This window comes from Brevundimonas lutea (assembly GCF_003704105.1).
GTDB lineage: Bacteria > Pseudomonadota > Alphaproteobacteria > Caulobacterales > Caulobacteraceae > Brevundimonas > Brevundimonas lutea.
The window spans coordinates 478674-502564 of the sequence record NZ_QUOQ01000003.1 but is presented as its reverse complement, the minus strand read 5'-3'; the positions used below and the strand labels follow the sequence as shown (position 1 = coordinate 502564).

The window sequence follows — 23891 nt, the reverse complement described above, 5'->3', positions numbered from 1 at the left end:
CCCGGAATTGGCGCGCGTGATTGGAGTAGCGGATGGGTCATGATCCCCGGATCGAGGATCTGATCGCCCGGATGACGGTCGAGGAGAAGGTCGGACAGCTGGGCGTCTTCGCCGACGCCGTGCGCCCCTTTGCGCCCGATGTGAACCCCGAGGCCGTGGCCCGCGACGCCGCAGCCACCATGGAAGAGGTGCGAGCCGGCCGGGTCGGCGCCCTGTTCAACGGCGTCGGCGCCGCCCTGGCGCGCGAGACCCAGCGGGTGGCCGTGGAGGAGAGCCGCCTCGGCATCCCGCTGCTGTTCGGCGCCGATGTGATCCACGGCATGCGGACGGTGTTCCCGATCCCGCTGGGCGAGGCCGCGAGCTTCGAGCCTGACCTGGCCGAGCGCACCGCGCGCGCCACGGCCATCGAGGCCACCGCCGCCGGGATACACTGGACCTACGCCCCCATGGTCGACATCGCCCGGGACCAGCGCTGGGGCCGGGTGGCCGAGACTTCGGGCGAGGACACTGTGCTGGCCTCCGCCTTCGCCGCCGCGCGGGTGCGGGGGTTCCAGGGCGACGCCGGTCTGACCGCGCCCGACTCGCTGTTGGCGACACCCAAGCATTTCGCGGCCTACGGCGCCGTTCTGGGCGGCATGGACTACAACAGCGTCGATATTTCCGAGGCGGCGCTGCGCGACATTCACCTGCCGCCGTTCAAGGCCGCCTTCGACGCCGGCGCGATCACGGTGATGAGCGCCTTCAACGACATCAGCGGCGTGCCGGCCTCGGCCAACCGCTGGCTGCTGACCGACCTGCTGCGCGGCGAGTGGAATTTCGACGGTCTGGTGGTGTCGGACTACACCGCTGACATGGAGCTGATGGCTCACGGCTATGCCGAGGATGAGGTCGACGCCGCGCGTCGGTCCCTGACCGCCGGCCTCGACATGAGCATGCAGTCCGACGTCTACGCCCGGGGCCTGCCCGTCGCCATCGAGGACGGCTCGGTCCCGATGGCGGTGCTGGACGAGGCGGTGCGCCGCGTGCTGTCGGTCAAGGCGCGGATCGGCCTGTTCGACGATCCCTATCGCTGCCTGGACGGCGCGCGCGACGAGGACCGCTCCTGGCTGGAGGCCCACACCGCCCTGGCCCGCGACGCCGCCCGCCGCTCGATCGTCATGCTCAGGAATGAACACGAGCTGCTGCCGCTGACCCGGTCCCAGAAGATCGCCCTCATCGGCCCCTTCGCCTCGGACCGCGACAATCTGGAAGGCTGCTGGAACCTGTTTGGCGAACGTGATCGCGCCGTGACGCTCGAGGAGGGCTTGCGCGCCGCCCTCCGCGACGCCGGGTCGCTTGCGGTGGTCGAGGGTTGCGGGTTCGAGGACGCCATCGACGGCGGTGTCGAGGCGGCCGTCGCGGCTGCCAGGACGGCCGATGTCGTTCTCCTCGCTATCGGCGAGCCCGAGCGCTTCTCCGGCGAGGCCCAGTCGCGCACCCAGATCGTCGTCCCGCCGGCCCAACAGACCCTGGCTGAGGCGGTGGCGGCGACCGGCACGCCCGTGGTGGTGCTGCTACGCAATGGTCGCGCCCTGGCCCTGCAAGGCGCGGTGGCCGAGGCCGAGGCCATCCTGGTCACCTGGTTTCTTGGGGCCGAAACCGGACACGCCGTGGCCGACGTTCTGTTCGGCGACGCCAGCCCATCGGGCCGTCTGCCGGTCAGCTTCCCCCGCGATTCTGGCCAGCAGCCCCTGTTCTACAACCATATGCGCACCGGCCGCCCCGAGCTTCCCGGCAAGCCGTGGGAGTTCAAGGCGCGCTGGCGAGAGCATCCCCAGTCGGCCCTCTATCCCTTCGGCTTCGGCCTGACCTATTCGACGCTCGATTACGCCTCGCCACAGCTGTCCGCCCTTCGTCTCGGCTGGAACGACACCCTGATCGTCACCTGCGCGGTGACCAACACCGGGGACCGCGATGTCGAGGAGGTGGTCCAGCTGTACGTCCACGACCGCGTCGCCTCCCGCGTCCGGCCGGTGCGCGAGCTGAAGCGGTTCCAGAAAATCGCCATCAAGGCCGGCGAAACGATCGAGGCGCGATTCACCCTGACCCGCGCCGATCTCGCCTTCACCACCGCAGACGGCGGCCACGCCGCCGAGCCCGGCCGTTTCGACATTTGGATCGCCCCGCATTCGATGGCGGGCGAGCCGGTGACATTCGAGCTTCTTGCCGCGTGACCTAGATCGTCGCCCGGCTCTGATACCGGCCGTCGTCCAGACGGTGGATGCGGCTGTAACGGTGCAGCGTTCCCAACACCACGCCGACCCGGCTCTCGATCTGCCGACTGCGCCTGAACCGTCGTGAGACAGCGATGGCGTCCAGCGGCGTCTCCGCCGCACGGATGACCGCCTCGATCGCCAGGGGCTGTTCGATGGGTGACGTCGGAAACGGGATCAGGACGCCAGACCGTGACGATCCGTGACCTGGGGTGAGTTCGGGCTGCGCAGAAACCGGGCGCCCGCGAGACGCCGCTGTCTGGATCGCCGGCCGCCGCCAGCGGATGAGGCCGCGCCGTTCCTCGTCCACCCGCTCGGCGTTCAGCGCCGCCAGCGCCGCGATGACCGCCGTCGCGTCCATGGCGGGGCTCCAGCCATAGGCCTCTGCCGTGGCCCGATCGATCTCGTCGTGCAGGTCCGCCAGCAGGGTGATCTGGATCGCGTCACGCAGCGCGCGCTCCTCCAGGCTGAGGGGACGCCCGGCGCGCCCGGCCTCCAGAAGATTGTAGGCGGTGGTGAGCGTGATGTCCGGCCGCTCGGCGGCGATCCGGCGTCTCCAGCTGTCCAGCGCCTCGCCCGCCGCGCGCAACCTCAGCGCCGTCGTCTCGGAGAGGGCGGGGAAGGGGAAGGTGTCGAAACACCGGCTCTTGGTGTAGCGCGGGTCGTTCCCCTTTCCCATCCGACCGCCCGAGGCCAGCGCCCACGCCGCATGATGGCGGCTGGACAGGACGGCGAAGGTGGCCGCGTCGTCGTCGGCGATCACGATGACGCTGTTGTCCGGCAAGATGTCGCCGTTCAGCAGGTGGAACAGCCGATGCCGGCTTGTCTCCGGTGTGGCGATGTAGCGGGGCAGCCCCTCGAGAGCGCGGCGCAGGCGATCCCTGGGCTTGCCGAACAGCCACCAGGCCGTCGCATAGGCCTGGGCGTCGGGTGTGGGCGAGCTGTCGGCCTGTCGCCGGCGTTCGTCCCGCACGGTCTCGGCCAGGTGCTGGTAGACCTCGGGATAGCGGTCGCGCACGTCGGCGTGGTCCAGCCCACCCATGTCCAGCGCCAGGAGCCCGCGCGACCGACCGTTCAGGTCGCGGCCGTTGCGGTAGGTTCGAATGCGTCGGTCCAGTCTATGCCGCCGTCCCACGCCCAGATCACCGATGCGTGCGCGCTCAACCAGGAATCCCTCGCCATGCAGCTTGACGCCCGGCGAGCACACCGCGCGGTTCGCGGCCAGGGTCATGCATCGGGTGAGGTCAACACCGATGGTGAGGTCGGCGTTGATCTGGCCCGTGCGCAGTCTCTTCAACACTTCCGGCTGCCGATCATCACCGGGCTCAACGGCTTGGAGGACGCCGGCGTGGCGGCCGGCCGCGACGACGGTCATGGCGATGCGCACTGCGGCGCTGTCGGTCTCTCCCGTCACCCAGGCGTGGTCCGGCACGGCGTGCAGGATGCTGACCGGAGGCGATCCGCTCAGCCAGTGGTTCACGACCCCGCGCTGGAACGGCTGCACGATCGAGTTGGTGGTGACGAAGCCGAACCGCCTCACTCGGCTTCCCGGCCGGGCCGTCAGCTCGGCCGCCCGCGCCCAGAAATACATGGCGACGTCCGCACTCCGCCCGATCTCGGGCCATGTATCCGCCAGCTGCGAAACATAGGCGGCGCCCAGCCTGCGACGCAGATCCTTGCCGCCCGTGAACGGAGGATTGCCGATGATGAATTCAGCGTCTGGCCAGTCAGGTCTTCGGCCCGGCCTGTCCGCATCGACAATGGCGTCGTTTTCCTGGATCGAGGTCAGCCTCTGAAGGATCGGCTCGCGGGGACGCCCCGACCGCGTACGAAAGTGGTTCTGATAGAAGCCGATCCACAGAACCATCTGGGCGATAACGACGGCCCGCGGATTGATTTCCAGCCCGAGGAAATTCGCGGGATGGACGCCATCCAGCAACAGATCGCCGGGTTCCCCCAGGTTCTGCAGCACGTCCAGAACCTCCGCTTCCAGTCGCTGCATCCGATCCATGGCGACATAAAGAAAATTTCCGGTGCCACAGGCGGGGTCCAGAACGCGGACGGCGGCCAGCTCGGCGCGGAACGCCTTGGCCAGTTTCACGGCGGCCGGGACGTTGTCATCCTCGCGCGCCTGCTCGATTCCCGCCATGACCTCGTTCCACCGGGCCCGCAACGGCTCCATGATCGTCAGTTCGACCAGGCGTTCGACATAGACGCGGGGCGTATAGTGAGCGCCCAGCCGCCGGCGTTCGGCGGGCTCCAGGGCATGCTCCAGCAAGGCGCCGAAGATCGCCGGATCGACCTTCCGCCAGTCGCGCGCCGAGGCTTCGATCAGTAACCGGATATCGTCGGCCGAAAGGGGAAAGGCCCGGTTCTCCGAAAAGAGCCCCCCGTTCACATAGGGCAGCGGCTCATCGAAGTGGGCGTTGAACCGATCTGCGAGCGACGGGGCGTCGAGCCGCCGCCAGAAATCTTCGATCTGCGGCACGAACTTTCGTGGATGGTCGTGGCAGTCCTGCAGCAGCGCGATCAGCCCGGCCTTGGGAAACAGACCGATATCACCACAGAAGGCGGTGAAGCAGCAGCGCATCAGGAAATGCGCGACGTCCTCGGCGGCATAGCCGCGTTGCTCCAGCCGACGGGAAATTCCCGCCAGATCGTCCATGATGTTTCGCGTGACTGCTGCGGCCTTCGCGGCGGGATTCAGCGAAGCCGGGTCGGTCCAGATCGCTCGCAATCGCGTCTGAATGTCGGGATCCGACAGGTCTTCATGGGCGATCCGATAGGTCGCGCGGTCAGGAAAGGGGTCGTAGCCGCGTCCGGTCCCCGTGAAGTCCGCCCAAACCTCGAAAACGTTCGCCACATCGCACAACAGGATGAACGGCGGTGTCCGACGATCGGGCGACAGAGCCTGGACATATCCGAGCGCCTGGGTGCGGGCGCTCTGCATCAGGTTGTCCCAACCGGCTCGGCGGCTTCGTGACGGACAGGCGAGAGCTTCCCTATCTTCGCGAGACAGCGGCCCGTCGCGGACGATGCGTGACTGCTTGGCTTCCAGCACGAAGCATCCGTCCTTGTAGAGATCGATGAAGCCTCCCGGGCCGGGCCGATCGGACAAGCGTCGCGGCACAGATCGCTCGAAACGGTAGTCGGCATCCGAGGACGGTTCGGGTGGCGGCAGGCCCAGTGCGTCCATCATCTCCCGGAGGTACATCGCCGCATTGCCGCGCTCGGACCCATTGTCGCAGCGTCGCCATCGTTCGATGAAGGCTTCGACATCCATGACGCGTTCTCCCCCACTACGTACAACCATGACAAGTGTCTTCGGGTTGTGCAAGTTCGGCGTGTGCGACGCGCTGGTCGCGTTGCGGCGCTTGCTCGCGGACCGCTAAGCGGCGATGAGTTGGAAATGCCGCGTCATCTCCTCGCCACCTCCGCCATCCTCCTCGCCCTGTCGGCGGCTCCGGCTTTGGCTCAGGAAGCCGGACCGCAGGCGCCATCTGACCAGTCGGTGCTCGGGCCGCCGGTGGATCTTCGCTCTCTGGAGCCCGTGCCGCCCCGACCGCTGATCGACGACACCGCGCCGGAGGAGGAAGCCGAGGCGTCAGCCCGGCTCGCCGAGGCCGAACCGACCGAACCCTACGACCCGCGCCCGGCTCCCCGAGATGCTCAGGGCCGCTCGGTCTACGGCTTGTTCCTGGCCGGCAAGGTGGCCAGCGCCATCGGTGATCCCGGGGTGGGTGCCGAATATCTGGCCGACGCCTACGAACTCAGTCCCGAACAGGGGCGCCTCCGCGACCGGGCCTTTATTTCGTCCCTTCTGGTCGGCGATCTCGACCTGGCGGCGCGGATTCCGCCGGAGGCCGACGGCAGTCCGGTGACGGTCGAGGCGGCGCATTTGGTCCGGGCGGTGCGGGGCGCCTTTGGCGGCGACGCCCGCCGCGCCAACGCCGCGCTCAAGGCCCGCCCGATCGCCCAGCCGCACGCCTACGCCGGTCGCATTATCGCACCCTGGGTGGCGGCGGCCGCCGGCGACTGGACCACCGCCCTGCAACCCGTGGGCACCGAAGGCGACGCCGCGTCGGTCGCCTTCGGTCGCTATTTCCGCGCCCGCCTGCTGGAACTGCGCGGGCGTCCTGACGAAGCGCTGGAGGAATTGCGCGCCGTGTCGCTGGACGGCGCCGGCGGCCGCGTGTTCCGCGTTGCGGTCGGCGAACTGCTTGAGCGTGACGGACGCCGAGACGAGGCCCTGGCCCTCTACAACGAACTGATCGCCGCCGACCCCAACAACTTCCGCGCCATTGCCGGCAAGGCGCGGATCGAGGCCGGAGAGCGCCCGCCGCCGGCGCCGACCCTGCGCGAGAATGCGGCCGAGGCTCTCGCTTCCGCCGCCGCCCTGGCCGCGCGCGAACGGCTGAACGAGTTCGCGGTGCTGTATCTGCGCCTGTCCTTGGGCGTGTCGCCATCCGACGAGACGCGCCTGGTTCTGGCCCAGGCGCTTCAGGCGGCGCGTCTGGAAGAGGCGGCCCGCGCCGAATATGCGCGCGTGTCGACGGAAAACCCCCAGATGTACGCCGAGGCGCGCCAGCGTCTGGCCGCCAGCTATCAGGAGGCCGACCGCCCCGACCAGGCGCTGGCCGAGGCGAGACGGGCGTTCGAGGTCGACCCCACCAATGCGGCGGCGGCCTATAATCTGGCGGCGGTCTTCACCGAGCAGGAGCGTTACGCCGAGGCGCTGGAGATCCTCGACGGCCCGACCCTGAACACCGCCCGCCAGCCCTGGCCGGTGCGGTTCCAGCGCGGGGCGGTCTATGAATCGATGGGCCGCAACGATCAGGCCGAGGCCGAGCTGTGGGCCGCGCTTCAGTCCGAGCCCAACGATCCGCAGATCCTCAACTACCTCGGCTATATGTGGGTCGACCACGGCACGCGCGTCGATCAGGGCGCCGAGATGATCGCCCGGGCGGTCGATGCCGAACCGACCTCGGGCCACTATCAGGACTCGCTGGGCTGGGCCCGCTATCGCCAGAGCCGATTCGAGGAGGCGGTGCCGATCCTGGAGCTGGCCGTGTCTCTGGAACCGGCCAACGCCGAGATCAACGACCATCTGGGCGACGCCTACTGGCAGGTCGGCCGCGAGCGCGAGGCTCGGTTCCAGTGGGAGCGGGTGCTGGCCCTCGACCCCGATGACGACCGCCGCGCCGAGGTCGAACGCAAGTTGTCCGAAGGCCTGGACCCCGCCGCGCCGACAACCGTGGCGGCAGCGACCCCGCCCGTCACCTGACGCTCTGATGCGCGCCGCCACCACCTTCGCCCCGGCCAAGGTCAATCTGTATCTGCACGTCGGCCCGGTCGACGCGGAGGGCTATCATCCCATCGCCAGTCTCGGCGTGTTCGCCGACGTCGGCGATCGGGTGACGGTGAGCCCGGCGGATCGCCTGGGCCTGCAAGTCACCGGACCGTTCGCGGCGGCGTTGTCAGACGCTGAGGACAATCTGGTCCTCCGGGCGCTCAGGCGGCTCGGCGCTCGCGCCGGGATCGGCGAGCCGCGCCTCGACGTGCGTCTCGACAAGCAACTGCCGGTCGCCTCAGGCTTGGGCGGCGGCTCATCAGACGCCGGCGCGGCGCTCCGGGCCGGGCGCGACGCCCTGTCGCTGGACATCAGCGACGCCGAACTTGAGGCCATCGCCTTCGAAATCGGCGCAGACGGGCCGCTGTGCCTGTGGGGCCGCGCCGCCGTGGCCGAGGGCAGGGGAGAGCGGCTGTCGCCCGCGCCGGCGCTGCCGCCGCTGCCGGCGGTGCTTCTCAACCCCGGCGTCCCGTCGCCGACCGGAGCCGTCTATCGGGCTTACGACGACGGACCGGTCGCCGAAGCCGATCGCGCCATGCCGCCCGGGCCACTCGACGACGTGCGCTCGGCCGTGGCCTGGCTGGCCGGGCAGCGCAATGATCTGGAGGCGCCCGCCGCCCGCCTGGTCGGCGCCATACCCGAAGCCTTGGCTCTTATGTCCGACGCCGGGGCGCGGTTGACCCGGCTATCGGGATCGGGCGCCACGGTCTTTGGTCTGTTCGAGACCCCCGACGCCGCCGCGATCGCGGCGGGGAGCCTGTCCGCGCAACGTCCGGACTGGTGGTCTCGCGCCACGACACTGGCCTGACGGCCGTCACCGGGGTCGCCCCGAAATGGCCCCGAAATGGTCAAGCCTGACCCCTGTCGTCGCCTCATCTGTTGCTTAGATGGAACACAAGCCGAAATTCGCGGCTTTACACGAACATTCTATTCCCGATCACGAAGTCCGGAGCCGCCTCCCCTTCGCTCCCGGACAGTACAGGAGGGCTACCCAGATGTTCCGCACCAAACTGCTGACCGCCACCGCCGTCGCCGCCATCATGGCCGCGCCGGCCGCCTTCGCCCAGGACATGACCGCCGACACGGCCCAGCCGCCGGTCGCCGACGAGACCACCCAGGACATGCCGGCGACCGCCGATCCTGCGCCGGTCACACCGCCCGCCGAGGCCACGGCGCCCGCCGTTCCGCAGGAGCCGGCCGCCCAGATGGCCGAGGCGACCCCCAGCGCCGACGGCAGCATTATCTCGGTGCTGCGCGACAACGGCGAGTTCACCACCCTGCTGGCCGTGCTTGACGCGGCCCAGTTGACCCAGGTGATCGAGCAGGATCCCGACATCACCATCTTCGCCCCGACCGACGCGGCCTTTGCCGCCCTGCCGGCCGAGGAGCTGACCCGTCTGCAGGATCCGGCCAACGCCCAGGAACTGCGTCAGCTGCTGCTCTATCACGTCATCAACGCCGACGTTCGTTCCGAGCAGATCGAGGGCGCACGCGGCGGCGTGCCGACCGCCTCGGGCGCCGAGGTGCTGCTCGACGGCTCGGAAGGCTCGATCAAGGCGGACGCCGCCACGGTCACCCAGGCCGATCTGCGCGGCTCGAACGGCGCGGTGTTCGTCATCGACCAGGTGCTGAGCCCCTCCAACTCCATGGCTTCCATGGGCGATTCCGAGGGCCTGGCCGCCGATCAGGCCGCCCAGCCCACCACGCCGCCGGCCGATGACGACGCGGATGCGACGGACGTTCCGGACACCAATACCGAGGCGACCACCACGGCGCCCGACGGCTCGACTCCGGCGGCGGTGACCACCACCTCCAGCCAGCCGGTGCCGAACCCCGCCGACACTCCGGCCGACCAGCAGCCGACGATGGACAACGCTGCGCCGGCGCCGACCACGGGTGAGGTGACCTCGCCCGACACCATGGGCACGCAACCGGTCAGCCCGACGACGGGCGCCGTGCCTCCGGGCGCGCCGGGCGCTCCCGAAAGCACGGCTCCGACCGACGCCCCGGTGGCGCCGTCGACGACCACGCCGACCACCGCCGCGCCGCCGGCTGGTGATCCGATGACCAGCGACCCGGCCGCCAGCGGTGATCCCGCCGACGTCCCGGCTGTCACCACGCCCCCGACCGACGACGACACCGATGCGTCGGACGAGGACGAGGATCCGATGGCGCCGGACACCCCGACCGTCTGATCGGGTCATCCGCTTGAGTTGAGGGACGGCGGGCCGTAAGGGTCCGCCGTCCTTTTTTTGCGCGCGCGAACGGGTTTCCGTGACCTCCGACCCTCAGAAATCGCCCCTGTCCTTCCAGGATCTGATCCTGACGCTCCAGCGCTACTGGGGCGACCAGGGGTGCGCGCTGCTGCAGCCCTATGACATTGAGGTCGGGGCTGGCACCCTGCATCCCGCCACCGTGCTGCGCGCCCTGGGTCCGCGTCCGTGGAAGGCCGCCTACGTCCAGCCCAGCCGCCGTCCCGGCGACGGCCGCTATGGCGAGAACCCCAACCGTCTCCAGCACTATTATCAGTTTCAGGTGATCCTGAAGCCGAACCCGGACGACCTCCAGGCCCTGTATCTCGGCTCGCTCGAGGCCATCGGCATCGACCCCAAGCTGCACGACATCCGCTTCGTCGAGGACGACTGGGAGAACCCCACCGTGGGCGCCTGGGGCCTGGGCTGGGAGGTCTGGTGCGACGGCATGGAGGTGACCCAGTTCACCTATTTCCAGGGCGTCGGCGGCATCGAGGTCGACGTCGTCTCGGGCGAGCTGACCTATGGCCTCGAGCGGCTGGCCATGTACGTCCAGGGCGTCGACAACGTCTATGACCTGCGTTTCAACAACGACGGCCTGACCTATGGCGAGGTCTTCCTGGAAAACGAGCGCCAGCAGTCCGAGGCCAATTTCCACGGCTATGACGTCGACGGCCTGAAGCGCCGGTTCGAGGACATGGTGGCTGAGGTGTCGCGCCTCTTGGCCATGACCGGGCCGCAGGGTCAGGCCCTGGTGCTGCCGGCCTATGACCAGGTGCTGAAAGCCTCGCACCTGTTCAACCTGATGGACGCCCGCGGCGCCATCGCCGTCGCCGAACGCCAGAGCTACATCGGCCGCATCAGGGACCTCTGCAAAGCCTGCGCCCTGGCCTACGTCGAGCAAGAGCGGAACGCCGCGTGAGCACCGACGACCACCACATCGCCCCCTTCCCCCTGGAGGGGGGAAGGGCTGGGGATGGGGGTGGAAGCCCGTCCGCGCCCTCGCCGCGTCCCCGCATCGCGCCCGGCGGCATCCAGCGCGCCCGTCGCCTGCGGCGTGAACAGAGCATTGCCGAGAAAATGCTCTGGGACGCCCTGCGCCCGCTGAAGATGAATTTCCGCCGCCAGGCCCCGATCGGTCACTACGTCGCCGACTTCGCCCATTTCGCCTCCAGTCTGATCATCGAGGTGGACGGCCCGCATCAAGACCGGCCCGACCGCCAATTGCGCGACGCCGAGCGCACGGCCTGGTTCGAGGCCAACGGCTTTCGCCTGATCCGCTTTCCGGAGAAGGTGGTGCGGGACGACCTGTACTCCGTCGTTGACCAGATCGTCGCGGCCACGGCGCCACCCCCATCCCCAGCCCTTCCCCCCTCCAGGGGGAAGGGAGTCCCTCGGTACGACATCCGCTGATGCCCCAACTCCTTCTCGAAATTCTGTCCGAGGAAATCCCCGCGCGGATGCAGGCTCAAGGCGCCCGCGATCTGGAGCGCATGGTCGGCGAGCGACTGAAGGCGGCCGGCCTGACCTGGGACGCCATGACCGCCTATGCCGGGCCCCGGCGCCTGACCCTGGTGGTCGAGGGCCTGCCCGCCGCCACGCCCGATCGCGACGAGGAGCTGAAGGGCCCCAAGACCTCGGCGCCCGACCAGGCGGTCGAGGGTTTCCTGCGCAAGACCGGCCTGACCCGCGACGCGCTGGAAGAGCGCGACGGCGTGCTGTTCGCCCGTATCAGTCAGAAGGGCCGCGAGACGCCGCAGGTCGTGGCCGAGACCGTCGACGCCGTGATCCGCGCCTTCCCCTGGCCCAAGTCGATGCGCTGGGGCTCTGGAACCCTGCGCTGGGTACGGCCGATCAAGCGCATCCTCGCCCTGTTCGACGGCCGGGTCGTGCCGTTCGCGGTGGACGGGATCGCCTCCGCCGCAAGTAGCGAAGCGGTAAGCGGACTAAAAAGCGGGGATGTCACCGAGGGCCACCGTTTCCTGGGCTCCGTCGCGCCGTTCACGGTCCGGGATTTCGCCGACTATCGCCAGAAACTCGAACGCGAGTTCGTGCTGATCGACGCCGCCGACCGGCGGCTGCGCATCCTCGAGGCGGCCAAGGCGGCCTGCGCGGCCAAGGGCTTGGCTCTGGTCGATGACGACGGCCTGTTGGACGAGGTGGCGGGGCTTGCGGAATGGCCGACGCCGATCCTGGGCGACATGGACCCCCAGTTCCTCGACCTGCCGCCCGAGGTGGTGCGTCTGTCGATGAAGGTGCACCAGAAGTATTTCGCCGTGCGCGACCCGGCCACCCATGCGCTCGCGCCCCATTTCGTGGTGGTCGCCAATGTCGAGGCCTCGGACGGCGGCAAGGCCCTGGCCGCCGGCAACTCGCGCGTCCTGTCGGCCCGGCTGAACGACGCCCGCTTCTTCTGGGACGAGGACCGCAAAGCCGGCAATTTCGACGCCTGGCTGAAGAAGCTGCAGGGCGTCACCTTCCACGCCAAACTCGGCACGATGCACGACCGCGTCGAGCGCATCGCCGCCCTGGCCCGCGAGATCGCCCCTCTGGTGGGCGCCGACCCCGACGAAGCCTACGAGGCCGCCCGCCTGGCCAAGGCCGACCTGGCGTCGGGCATGGTCGGCGAGTTCCCCGAGCTCCAGGGCGTGATGGGCGGGTATTACGCCAGGGAACCCTTCCCCCTGGAGGGGGGAAGGGCAGGGTTGGGGGTGGAAGCCTCGACCACGAGCGCGGCGCCTGATGTATCGAACACCGAACGCGGCTCCCCCGCCGCCACCCCCATCCCCGACCCTTCCCCCCTCCAGGGGGAAGGGAGAGACCGCATGGCCGACGCCATCCGCGACCACTACAAGCCCCAGGGCCCGGCCGACACCGTGCCGACCGCGCCCCTGACCGTGGCGGTGGCTCTGGCTGACAAGCTGGACACCCTGGTCGGCTTCTTCGCCATCGACGAAAAGCCCACGGGCTCGAAAGACCCCTTCGCCCTGCGGCGGGCGGCTCTGGGGGTCATCCGGCTGGTGCTGGAGAATGACGTTCGAGCCCGCTTGCGCGATTTAACTGCTACTCAAGCTGACCAGTACCCCCGCCGACTGGGCGACGGGGATGCGGCTGGTGCAGCTGAAGATATCGAGCTGCTTCTCTTCTTCGCCGACCGCCTGAAGGTTCTCCTCCGTGACCAGGGCCAGCGCCACGACCTCGTCGATGCGGTGTTCGCCCTCGGCGACGACGACCTGGTCCGCATCGTGCGGCGGGTGGAGGCTCTGGGCGCCTTCCTGGCCACCGACGACGGGGCCAATTTGCTGGCGGGCTACAAGCGCGCCTCCAACATCCTGCGCGCCGAGGCCAGGAAGGGCGACATCCCCGAGGGCATGGTCGAGACCGGCCTGCCGGGCCAGCCCGAGGCCGAGACCACCCTGGCCTTCGCCGTCGCCGCCGCCCGCACGGCGGTGGACGAGGCCCTGGCCCGCGAGGACTTCGCCGCCGCCATGACGGCCCTGGCCCGCCTCCGCGCGCCGGTCGACGCCTTCTTCGAGGAGGTGCTGGTCAACTCCGACGTCCCCGCCGAGCGCGACAACCGCCTGAAACTGCTGGGCCAGGTCCGCGCCGTGATGGGTCAGGTCGCCGACTTCGGCCAGATCGCGGGCTAGACCGAAATCGGTTCAGTTGGACGCAGTCCAACTGGGCTCAGATTTCGGTCCAGCATAATCCTGGAGCCTGATTCACGGCGTCGGCGGAATCGCGTAGCGATTCCACCTCAACCGATCAGGCTCTAGGGCAGGGGCGCTGTTCCCCCATCGGCGCGGCCCCAACCGCCGCGCGGCGGGGACTGGCTCGGCGCCAGCGACTAAATCTCCGACCCCCCGGCCGGATGCGTCATGATCCCACCATGGCCGATCCCTGCCCGCCGTTCACCGCCCCGACGCCACCGATTGGACTCTCGCTACCGCGGGAGTCCAGCCTGACCTGCATGCGCAAGTCATTGGCGAAGAACCATAATCCCGTCGCCGCGCGCCCGAACCTGGACTCCTGGACTCATTTTTGTTTCGCGAGACGCCCCTCGACCATCTGGCGGAGCCGGCAGACCCCCTCCCGTGTCCCCGGCGAAGGCCGGGGCCCAGATTGTAGGACGACAGCGGATCCGATTGGGCACGGCTTACTTCCGAGCCTCCACCCAAGCGTCAGCGCGTGGAGCTCTGGGCCCCGGCCTTCGCCGGGGAGGCGGGTAGATGCGGACCGAAGGATTGGACTCCTGAGCGGCCACACAACCGATCGGAGTCCAACGGCTCGGCGCGTCCTTGGCCGCCGCAAGTATCTGGAGAAGCTTGCAATTCTGTCGGTTTGTCATCCCAACCTGGACTCATGGACTCATTTTTCCAGCCGTCGACCGGGCTTCTCCCGCCCACCTCTGGAAGGCTAAGAAGGCCCATGACCTCTTCCGAAGCCCTGTCCTGGCGGTCGGTCGCCGATCTGGTCGGCGATCATGCCGACGCCCCCGTCGCCGTGATCGGCTGTCCGCTGAACGAGCGCTCCCTGACGCCGGGCCGCTGCGACCTCGGGCCCAGGGCCTTTCGCGCCGCCCTGCCGCGCTTTTCGACCTATGACGTCGAGACCGGCCGCGCGCTGACCACGCCCATCCACGACGCCGGTGACGTGGCCCTCAAGGCCGTCAGCCCCGCTGACGCGCTGTATCCCCTCCAGACCGCCGTCCGGGCCCAGGCGAACCGCGACCTGATCGTGCTGATCGGGGGCAACAACGCCGTCACGCGGCCGGGCGTGCACGGCCTCGGGCTCGAGGGAACGGCGCTGCTGACGCTCGACGCCCATTTCGACCTGCGCGACACCGACCAGGGCCTGACCAACGGCAATCCGGTCCAGGCCCTGCTGGACGACGGTCTGGACGGCCGCCGGATCAGCCAGATCGGCCTGGCCCCCTTCGCCAACACCCGCCGCGCCCATGACAAGGCCTTGGCCGCCGGCATCTCGGTGCGCACCGCCGCCGAGTGCCGCCGCATCGGCTTCGCCGCCGTGGTCGCCGAGGAGCTGGAGCGCCTCTCCGGCCTCGCCGACCGCATCTATGTCGATGTCGACATAGACGTGCTGGACCGCAGCCAGTGGCCCGCCTCGCCCGGCGCGCGGCCCGGCGGCTGTTCGGTCCACGACCTGTTCGAGGCGACGCGACTGATCGGCGCCCACCCCAAGGTCGCGGCCGTCGACCTGACCGAATACGACCCGTCCCTGGAGATCGGCGACCTCGGATCGCTGACGGTCGGGCGCTGGTTCTGCGAACTGCTGGCGGGGTTCGAGGCGCGATGAGAACGCACAATCATCCTTCTCCCCTCGGGGGAGAAGGTGGGCCGCGCAGCGGCTCGGATGAGGGGGCTGCCCGCGGCGCCTCGATCCGTGGCGGGGAGCGCGCGGACGCAACCCCCTCAACCGTCAGGCTTCGCCTGCCACCTTCTCCCCCCAGGGGAGAAGGATGACGCGCGCCGACCTGCTCCTCACCGACTGCCGCCTGGCGACGATGGCCGGTCCCGAGCCCTACGGCGCCATCCACGACGGCGCGATCCTGATCGCCGACGGTCGCATCGCCTGGGTCGGGCCGCGCGCCGACCTCCCGGAGCACCGGACCGCCGAAACCCATCGCCTCGACGGGCGCTGGGTCACGCCCGGCCTGATCGACTGTCACACCCACCTGGTGTTCGGCGGCGACCGTTCGGGCGAGTTCGAACAGCGGCTCGAAGGCGCGACCTATGAGGAGATCGCCCGCGCCGGCGGCGGCATCGTCTCGTCGGTGCGCGCCACCCGCGAGGCCTCGGAGGACCGGCTGTTCGCCTCGGCCATGCGTCGGCTGGAGGGGTTGAAGGCCACGGGCGTCACCACGGTCGAGATCAAGTCCGGATACGGCCTCGACCGCGACACCGAGCTGAAGATGCTGCGCGTCGCCCGCCGTATCGGCCGCGAGGGCGGGGTGCGGGTGCGCACCAGCTATCTGGGCCTGCACGCCGTGCCGCCGGAACATCGCCAGGACCGGGCCGCCTATGTCGATCTGGCCATCGACGACATCCTGCCGGCCGCCCACGCCGAGGGGCTGGTCGACGCGGTCGACGCCTATTGCGAGCCCATCGCCTTTTCCGAAGCCGAGGTGGCGCGGCTGTTCGACAAGGCGAGGGCGCTAGGCCTGCCGGTCAAGCTGCACGCCGATCAGCTGTCCGACGGCGGCGGTGCGGCCCTGGCGGCGCGCTACGGCGCTTTGTCGGCCGACCACATCGAGCATTCGACCGAGGCCGGGATCCGCGCCATGGCCGAGGCCGGGGTGGTCGCGGTGCTGTTGCCCGGCGCCTTCCTGATGCTGCGCGAGACCAAGCTCCCGCCCATCGACCTGCTGCGGAGCCATCGGGTCGCCATGGCCGTCGCCACCGACTGCAACCCCGGCACCTCGCCGGTCGCCTCCATGACGGCGGCGATCACCCTGGCCTGCGTGCAGTTCCGCCTGACGCCCGAGGAGGCGCTGCGTGGCGCCACGGTCAACGCCGCCAAGGGGTTGGGGCTGTCCGACAGGATCGGAACGCTCGAGCCCGGCAAGGCCGCCGACCTCGTCGTCTGGGACATCGAACGCCCGGCCGAGCTGGCCTACTGGCTGGGCGCGCCCCTGCTGTGGCGGCGCTATGTGGGAGGGCTGGAGGCTTAGGCTGTCAGGGCCCGGGGCAGTTTGAACGTCACGGTCTCGCGCTCGCCGGCGTCGTCGACCTGGGTCACGTCGAACCGCTCCGACAGGGCGTCGATCACGCCCTGAACCAGGGGCTCGGGGGCCGAGGCGCCGGCGGTGATCCCCACCGTCCGGACGCCCTCGAACCAGCTCCAGTCAAGGCCGGAGGCGTCGTCCAGCAGCCGGGCGTCGGCCACTCCGGCCCGCAGCGCCACCTCGACCAGCCGCACGGAGTTCGAGCTGTTCTTCGACCCCACCACCAGCACCAGGTCCGAGCCCTCGGCCAGCCGCTTGACCGCCTCCTGGCGATTGGTGGTGGCGTAGCAGATGTCTTCCTTGTGGGGGTCGGGCAGCTCGGGGAAGCGGCGCTTCAGCGCCCCCAGGATCTCGGCCGTATCGTCCAGCGACAGGGTGGTCTGGGTGGCGTAGGCGAGAGCGGCGCCCGGCGGCGGCACGAAGGTCTCGGCGTCCTCGACCGTCTCGATCAGCACCACGGCCCCGGGTGGCAGCTGGCCCATGGTGCCGACCACCTCGGGGTGGCCGGCGTGACCGATCAGCAGGATCAGCCGGCCCGCGGCATGGTGACGCTCGGCCTCGACATGCACCTTGGAGACCAGCGGGCAGGTGGCGTCGAGGAAGAACATCTGGCGCTGGCGCGCGGCGTCCGGCACGGCCTTGGGCACGCCGTGGGCCGAGAACACCACCGGCCGGTCGTCTGGGCACTCGTCCAGCTCCTTGACGAAGACCGCGCCCATGTCGCGCAGCCGCTCGACCACATGGCGGTTGTGAACGATCTCGTGGCGGACATAGACGGGCGCGCCGTACTTCTCGAGCGCCCGCTCGACGATCTGGATGGCCCGGTCGACGCCCGCGCAGAAGCCGCGCGGCGTGGCCAGGCGCACGGTCAAGGGGCGGCGGAGCGGCTGGGCGAGGTCCATGGCTGGAACCTAGGGCTTCCCGTGCCCGGACGCTACCGCCGCGGGCGCGCCCGTTCGTTGCGACGCCTCGCTTTAGCCGCTATCACCCGCGAGCGTCGCCGGATCGGCGTCGATCCGCCGTCCCGCTTCCCGTTCGATCGGAATTCCGCCCGCATGAGCCGTGTCCTTACCGCCGTCGTCGCCCTGAGCCTCGGCGCGCTCGTCCTGCCCGACCTCGCCGTGGCCCAGCAGCAGCGTCCGCAGCAGCAGCAACAGCAGCAGCAGAGCCAGGGCCGGCAACAGGACGACGGTTGGAGCATCCGTCGCCTCCGTCTGCCGGGTCAGGTCAACGCCGGCCCGTGCCCCTATGTGAAAATCCTCTACGACGCCGCCCGCTACGTCGAGCTGACCGGTCAGGCGGCCTCGGCCAACGTCGGCTACACCGGCGAGATCGAGGGCCTCGCGTCCGACTGCCGCTACCGCGAGGACGACCCGATCACGGTCGACATGAACATCCTGTTCCGTCTCGGCAAGGGTCCTCAGGCCGGCGCCGACCAGCGCACCTACCGCTACTGGATCGCGGTGACGGAGCGGAATAACGCCATCCTCGACAAGCAGTATTTCGACTTCGCCGTCGATTTCGCCGGCACGGACCGCGCCGAGCACACCGAGGAAATCCGTGGCCTGACCATTCCCCGCGCCGGTCAGGAGGTTTCGGGGTCGAACTTCGAAATCCTCATCGGCTTCGACGTCACGCCCGAGATGGCCGAGTTCAACCGCTCGGGCAGCCGTTTCCGGATCCAGGCCGGCCAATAAGCCATGACCGATCTCAGGACGACCCTCGGCGAAGCGGTCGCGACCGCCTTCGTCGAGGCGGGCGTTGAGGGCGCGCGCGCGCTTGTGTCGCCCTCCGACCGCCCCGATCTGGCCGACTTCCAGTCCAATGGCGCCCTGGCCGCCGCCAAGGCGATGAAGGCCAATCCGCGCGAGCTTGCGACCAAGGTGGCCGAGCGTCTGGCCGGCGATGCGCGGTTTCAGTCCGTTGAGGTGGCTGGGCCGGGCTTCATCAATCTCCGCCTGTCGGACACGGCGCTGGCGGAGCGCGCCCAGGCCGTGGCGGACGACGTCGAACGGGCCGGGGCTGAGCCGGTCGGCGAACCGCGCAAAGTGGTCATCGATTACGCCGGGCCAAACGTGGCCAAGCCGATGCATGTCGGCCATCTGCGCAGCTCGATCATCGGCGAGAGCCTGAAGCGACTGTTCCGCTTCCGGGGCGACATCGTCTGGGGCGACGCCCACTTCGGCGACTGGGGCTTCCAGATGGGGCTGCTGATCGTCGCCGTGGGCGATGAGGGCCGCGCCGATGCGTTCATGGCTGAAGGCGAGGGGCCGTTTCCGGCTCAGAGCCCGGTGTCGCTGGACGACCTTGAGCGGCTGTATCCGCAGGCGGCGGCGAAGGCCAAGGAAGATCCGGCCTATCGCGATCGCGCCCGCAAGGCGACGGCGGAACTACAGGCCGGACGGCCGGGCTACCGCGCACTGTGGTCGCATTTCGTGGCGGTCAGCCGCACGGCGCTGGAGCGCGAGTTCGGGGCGCTGGGCGTCACCTTCGACCTGTGGAACGGCGAATCGGACGCCGATCCGGTGATGGCCCAGATGCTGGCTGAGCTGGCGGCCAAGGGCCTGCTGGTCGAGGATGACGGCGCCCGCGTGGTCCATGTCGCCCGACCCGGCGAGACCCGCAAGAGGAAGCTGCCGGACGGCTCGACGGTCGAGGCGCCCAGCCCGCCGCCGCTGCTGGTGGTCTCGTCCGAGGGCTCGGCCATGTACGGGACGACCGACCTCGCGACCATCCTCGACCGCAAGCAGGCGATCGGGCCCGACCTGATCCTTTACGTCGTCGACGAGCGCCAGGCCGAGCATTTCGAACAGGTGTTCCGCGCCGCCTATCTGGCCGGCTATGCGCCCGCAGGCTCGCTGGAGCATCTGGGCTTCGGCACCATGAACGGGCCGGATGGCAAGCCCTTCAAGACCCGCGCGGGCGGGGTGCTGAAGCTGCACGACCTGATTTCCATGACGGTGGCCAAGGCCCGCGAGCGGCTGCGCGAGGCGCATCTGGGCGAGGGCGTGCCGGCTGAGGAATTCGAGGCCATCGCCCACACCGTGGCCGTGGCGGCGCTGAAGTTCGCCGACCTGTCGAACAGCCGCACCACCAGCTACGTCTTCGACCTGGACCGCTTCACCGGCTTCGAGGGCAAGACAGGCCCGTATCTGCTTTACCAGGCCGTTCGCATCAAATCCCTGCTGCGCAAGGCCGAGGGGCAGGGCGCTGCGCCGGGGGCGATTCGCATCGCCGAGCCGGCCGAACGCGATCTGGCCCTGACGCTGGACGCCTTCGCCGGCGCGGTGGCCGACGCCTATGACCGGCGCAGCCCGCATCTGATCGCCGAGCACGTCTATCGTCTGGCGCAGAGCTTCTCGAAATTCTACGCCGCCTGCCCGGTGCTGGCGGCCGAGGATGAGGCCGTGCGAGGCTCGCGCCTGGCTCTGGCGGCCACGGTGCTGCGCCAGCTGGAGACGGCGCTGGAGCTGCTGGGCATCGACACGCCCGCGCGGATGTAGCGGATTTCGTTTGACGGCCCCGGGAGGTGGCCCTAGAGCGCGCGCCTCCTCGATCCGAGACACCTGAATGCCCGCTCTCGCCCGCACCATTGCCGCGTCGGCCATCGAGGCCGAGACGCCGTTCGACGCCCCGGCGATCGAAGCGGTGGTGATGCGCGCCTTCGGTCCCGGCCGCTACGCCAAGACGGCAGAGCGGCTGCGCGAGGGCCGGACCCCGGCCGTGGGCTTCGTGGCGCGCGATGGCGGCGCCGTCGTTGGCTCAGTGCGGCTTTGGAACATTACGATCGGCGGGGCGCCGGCCCTGTTCCTGGGGCCGATCGCGGTGGAGCGGGCCAGCCGCTCAGACGGAGTGGGCGCGCGTCTGGTCGAGGCGGCCGTTGAAGCGGCGCGCGCGAGCGGCGCGTCGGGAGTGCTGCTGGTCGGGGACCAGGGGTTTTTCGGCCGGTTGGGGTTCGCGTGTATCGACGGTCCGGTGATGCCGGGGCCGGTCGATCCGGCGCGACTGTTCTGGATGGGGTTCGGTGGCGAGGCGCCGGCGGGGCCGGTTCTTCCCGCCTGAGCCTTTCATCCGCCCGCAAGGCTCCTTAACCTCCCGGGCATGACGTCCGAAGCACAGATCAAGAGCGGCCTCGCGGGGGTGGCCCAGGCCGCCGGGGGAGGGCGGGGGCTGCCGCCCGTCCATCTGTGGCATCCTGAGCATTGCGGCGAGATCGATATCGTCATCCGGCGCGATGGCGTGTGGCTGCACGAGGGATCCCCGATCGGCCGGCCGGAGATGGTGCGGCTATTCTCCACCGTGCTGAGGAAGGACCCGGACGGCTATCACCTGGTCACGCCGGTCGAGAAGCTGAAGATCACGGTCGAGGACGCGCCGTTTCGGGCCGTCGCGGTGGCGCGGCGCGGCGACGACCTGCTTTTCACAACCGATGTCGGGGACGAGACCGTGGCCGGCGCCGACAACCCGCTGCGGGTCGAGGTCGACGCCGCGACCGGCGAGCCGGCCCCCTATGTCCATGTGCGGCGCGGGCTGGAGGCGCGGATCGAGCGCGCGGTCTTCTACGAGCTGGTCGAGATGGCCGAGACCGAGGATGAGCAGCTGTGGGTCCGGTCCGGCGGAGAGCGGTTCAGTCTGGGCCGTCTGGACGGGAAAGCATGAGCCGGCTGAAGGCGCGGCTGGCGGCCGCTCTCGAACCGGTCGAGGCCTGGCGTGCGGATGCGGCGCCGGGCCTGGGCGATCATGACCTCAATCCGGGCTATGTCCCTGCGGATCAACCGTTGCGGCCGGCGGCGGTGCTGATCCCGGTGGTGGATCGGGCGGAGGGACCGACCCTGCTCCTGACCCGGCGCTCCGACAGTCTGGCCAGTCACACCGGCCAGATCGCCTTTCCGGGCGGTCGCCTCGAGCCGGGCGAAACGGCGGTTGAGGCGGCCCTGCGCGAGGCCTTCGAGGAGGTCGGCCTGCCGCTGGGCGATGTCGAGCCTCTGGGCCTGTCGGACAGCTACAGGACCGTGACCGGCTTCGTGGTCACACCTGTCGTCGCTTGGGTGCGGCCGGGGTTCACGCCCGTGCTCGATCCCGGTGAGGTGGCCGACGTGTTCGAGGCGCCGTTCGACTGGCTGATGGATTCGGCCAACCATCGTCGCGACGTCCAGACGTTCGACGGCCACGAGCGGACCTATTGGGCCATGCCCTGGGGCGAGCGTTACATCTGGGGCGCGACGGCGGGGATGCTGCGGGCTCTGTCGCTGCGGCTTCATCCAGAGCGCAGGGAGGACGCGGCGTGAGCGACGGCGAGACGGGGGTGAGCCTCGGCCGGCCCTGGTGGCTGGACCGGGCCGAGACACAGGCGGTGATGGCGGCGCTGGAAGCCGAGGGCGGTGCGGACTGCGCCCGCTTCGTCGGCGGCTGTGTGCGAAACGCCGTCATGGGGCTGACCCCCAGTCAGGCCGATCTGGCTTCCGACCTGGAGATCGACGGCGACGATCGCGATCCGGAGACGGTGTGGCCCGAGGGGCTCGACATCGACATCGCCACTTGGCTGACGCCCGATCGGGTGGTCGAGGCGCTGAAGGCGGCGGGTCTGAAGTCGGTCCCGACCGGCCTCAGCCACGGCACGGTCACGGCCATCGCCAACCGGCGGCCGTTCGAGGTCACCACTTTGCGCCGCGACGTGGCCACCGACGGCCGTCACGCCGAGGTCGAGTTCACAGACGACTGGGCCGAGGACGCCGCGCGTCGCGACTTCCACATGAACGCCCTGTACGCCGATGGCGAGGGCCGGGTGTTCGACCCGACCGGTCAGGGCCTGGCCGACGCCAAGGCGGGGCGCGTGGCCTTCGTCGGCGACGCCCGCCAGCGGATCCGGGAGGATTATCTGCGCATCCTGCGCTTCTTCCGCTTCTATGCCTGGTACGGGCGGGGCGAGCCGGACGCTGTGGGCCTGGCGGCCTGTTCAGCCCTGAAGGCGGGCATTGCGGGCCTGTCGGCCGAACGGGTGCAGGCCGAACTGCTGAAGTTGCTGGCCGCGCCCCAGCCGCGCCCGGCCGTCAACCGCATGGAGAAATCGGGCGTCCTGTCTCAGGTGCTGCCCGAGGCGACCGAGACCAAAACTTTCCACCGGCTGGCCGAGCTGTCGCACGACCCGGTGCAACTGCTGTCGGCGCTGCTGCCCGATGACGGCGAGGTGGTGCGCTCGGCCGCCAACCGTCTGCGGCTGTCGAACGCCATCAAGGATCGGCTGGTGCGCACCACCGCCGACAGCCCGCCGGCTCGGCCGTCGATCAGCCTGGACATGGACGAGCGCGAGGCGCGGGCGGTGATCTATCGCCTGGGCTGGCAGACCTTTCACGACCGGCTGATGCGCGCCTGGGCCGCCGAGCCGTGGCGCGAGGAGGATGCGGATCGGCTGATGGCGCTGGAAGACTGGGAGGTTCCGGCGCTGCCGGTCGGGGGCAAGCAGATCGCGGCGATGGGTGTCGAGCCGGGTCCACGCACGGGGCGGATCCTCGCGGCATTCGAGGATCAGTGGGTCGAGGCGGACTTTCCCGAAGACGGCCATGACGCGCGGCTGAAGACCGTGGTGGAGGCGGGGTCGTGAAACCCATCGCCATCCTTGAGACCGGGCAGCCGCCCGAGGCGCTCCGAGAGAGGTTCGATGACTATCCGGCGGCGTTCAGAAAGCTGCTGGGCCTGGGCGGCGAGACCCAGGTCTTCGATGTGGAGCGCGCCCTGCCGGCCGATCCGACCGCGTTTCAGGGCGTGATCGTCACCGGGTCGCCGGCCGGGGCCTATGAGGATCGGGCGTGGATCCCGCCGCTGGAAGACTGGCTGCGGGCGGCGCGGGGGCGGACGCGGCTGGTCGGCATCTGTTTTGGCCATCAGATCATGGCCCAGGCCTTCGGCGGCCGGGTCGAGAAATCCGACAAGGGCTGGGGGGTCGGCCTGCACCGCTATGACATCGTCGCGACCGAGCCGTGGATGGTCCCGAGCGCCGACCACATCGCCATCCCGGTGTCGCATCAGGATCAGGTGGTCGATCCGGGACCGGAGGCGCGGATCATCGCCCGCAGCGACTTCACGCCGTTCGGAGGACTGGCGTGGGGCGAGGACGCCATCAGCCTGCAGTGTCATCCGGAGTTCCAACCCGCCTATGCCGCCGCCCTGGTCGAGGCGCGGCGCGGGAGGATTCCGGACGCGGTGGTCGACACCGCGCTGGCGAGCCTGACCCAGCCCGACGATCGCGCCCTGGTCGGCGGCTGGCTGCGGCGCTTCCTCGGTCTGGACTGACC

18 protein-coding genes are annotated in these 23891 nt (G+C 69.8%); 16 read left to right on the top strand and 2 right to left on the bottom strand.

The annotated features are described in order from the left end of the window. The first annotated feature begins 32 nt into the window (after positions 1–32). Positions 33–2213 carry a beta-glucosidase BglX gene (gene bglX / locus EES48_RS06380; protein ID WP_122465532.1) on the top strand — a complete coding sequence of 727 codons (2181 nt, stop codon included), beginning with the start codon at positions 33–35 and terminating at the stop codon, positions 2211–2213. Position 2214: 1 nt separating this feature from the next. On the opposite strand, the gene EES48_RS06375 is transcribed toward bglX, so the two are convergent. Beyond that, positions 2215–5535 (bottom strand): class I SAM-dependent DNA methyltransferase, encoded by a 3321-nt coding sequence (locus EES48_RS06375; protein WP_122465531.1) that lies wholly within the window; start codon positions 5533–5535, stop codon positions 2215–2217. Between the two features lie 126 nt (positions 5536–5661). On the opposite strand from EES48_RS06375, the gene EES48_RS06370 reads away from it, so the two are divergent. From EES48_RS06370 to hutI, 8 genes are all read left to right on the top strand, one after another. Next, on the top strand, positions 5662–7536 hold the full coding sequence (locus EES48_RS06370) for a tetratricopeptide repeat protein (RefSeq protein WP_122465530.1): 1875 nt from the start codon (positions 5662–5664) through the stop codon (positions 7534–7536). Positions 7537–7543: 7 nt separating this feature from the next. Continuing rightward, positions 7544–8410 (top strand): 4-(cytidine 5'-diphospho)-2-C-methyl-D-erythritol kinase, encoded by an 867-nt coding sequence (locus EES48_RS06365; protein ID WP_122465529.1) that lies wholly within the window; start codon positions 7544–7546, stop codon positions 8408–8410. Between the two features lie 187 nt (positions 8411–8597). Then, positions 8598–9797 carry a fasciclin domain-containing protein gene (locus EES48_RS06360; protein WP_122465528.1) on the top strand — a complete coding sequence of 400 codons (1200 nt, stop codon included), beginning with the start codon at positions 8598–8600 and terminating at the stop codon, positions 9795–9797. 79 nt (positions 9798–9876) lie between these two features. Then, on the top strand, positions 9877–10776 hold the full coding sequence (locus EES48_RS06355; RefSeq protein WP_122465527.1) for a glycine--tRNA ligase subunit alpha: 900 nt from the start codon (positions 9877–9879) through the stop codon (positions 10774–10776). Next, entirely contained in the window at positions 10773–11267 is a 495-nt protein-coding gene (locus tag EES48_RS06350) for an endonuclease domain-containing protein (protein WP_162998048.1), read from the top strand. The genes EES48_RS06355 and EES48_RS06350 overlap by 4 nt, the downstream gene beginning before the upstream one ends. Beyond that, complete coding sequence (gene glyS, locus EES48_RS06345; RefSeq protein ID WP_122465525.1) at positions 11267–13504, top strand: glycine--tRNA ligase subunit beta; 2238 nt, start codon at positions 11267–11269, stop codon at positions 13502–13504. The genes EES48_RS06350 and glyS overlap by 1 nt, the downstream gene beginning before the upstream one ends. Positions 13505–14282: 778 nt before the next feature. After that, on the top strand, positions 14283–15170 hold the full coding sequence (locus EES48_RS06340) for an arginase family protein (protein WP_122465524.1): 888 nt from the start codon (positions 14283–14285) through the stop codon (positions 15168–15170). Positions 15171–15333: 163 nt separating this feature from the next. Further along, positions 15334–16545: an imidazolonepropionase gene (gene hutI, locus EES48_RS06335; protein ID WP_122465523.1), complete on the top strand. Its 1212-nt coding sequence runs from the start codon at positions 15334–15336 to the stop codon at positions 16543–16545. Here the strand turns inward: hutI and ispH are convergent. Beyond that, on the bottom strand, positions 16542–17501 hold the full coding sequence (gene ispH, locus EES48_RS06330) for a 4-hydroxy-3-methylbut-2-enyl diphosphate reductase (protein WP_122465522.1): 960 nt from the start codon (positions 17499–17501) through the stop codon (positions 16542–16544). The two genes, hutI and ispH, sit on opposite strands and share 4 nt — an antisense overlap. Before the next feature lie 153 nt (positions 17502–17654). Between ispH and EES48_RS06325 the strand changes: the two genes are divergently transcribed. From EES48_RS06325 to EES48_RS06295, 7 genes are all read left to right on the top strand, one after another. Next, positions 17655–18296, top strand: a complete 642-nt coding sequence (locus tag EES48_RS06325) for a Tat pathway signal sequence domain protein (RefSeq protein ID WP_122465521.1) — start codon at positions 17655–17657, stop codon at positions 18294–18296. Between the two features lie 3 nt (positions 18297–18299). Beyond that, entirely contained in the window at positions 18300–20102 is a 1803-nt protein-coding gene (gene argS, locus EES48_RS06320) for an arginine--tRNA ligase (protein WP_122465520.1), read from the top strand. A 67-nt stretch (positions 20103–20169) separates the two neighbouring features. Then, positions 20170–20661, top strand: a complete 492-nt coding sequence (locus tag EES48_RS06315; protein WP_122465519.1) for a GNAT family N-acetyltransferase — start codon at positions 20170–20172, stop codon at positions 20659–20661. A 39-nt stretch (positions 20662–20700) separates the two neighbouring features. Beyond that, positions 20701–21258: a DUF1285 domain-containing protein gene (locus EES48_RS06310; RefSeq protein WP_122465518.1), complete on the top strand. Its 558-nt coding sequence runs from the start codon at positions 20701–20703 to the stop codon at positions 21256–21258. After that, positions 21255–21887, top strand: coding sequence for an NUDIX hydrolase (locus tag EES48_RS06305; protein WP_122465517.1), 633 nt, complete (start codon positions 21255–21257; stop codon positions 21885–21887). The genes EES48_RS06310 and EES48_RS06305 overlap by 4 nt, the downstream gene beginning before the upstream one ends. Then, positions 21884–23200: a CCA tRNA nucleotidyltransferase gene (locus EES48_RS06300; protein ID WP_420807943.1), complete on the top strand. Its 1317-nt coding sequence runs from the start codon at positions 21884–21886 to the stop codon at positions 23198–23200. The genes EES48_RS06305 and EES48_RS06300 overlap by 4 nt, the downstream gene beginning before the upstream one ends. Further along, positions 23197–23889: a type 1 glutamine amidotransferase gene (locus EES48_RS06295; RefSeq protein ID WP_122465516.1), complete on the top strand. Its 693-nt coding sequence runs from the start codon at positions 23197–23199 to the stop codon at positions 23887–23889. Before EES48_RS06300 ends, EES48_RS06295 begins: the two co-directional genes overlap by 4 nt. The last annotated feature ends 2 nt before the right edge of the window (positions 23890–23891 follow it).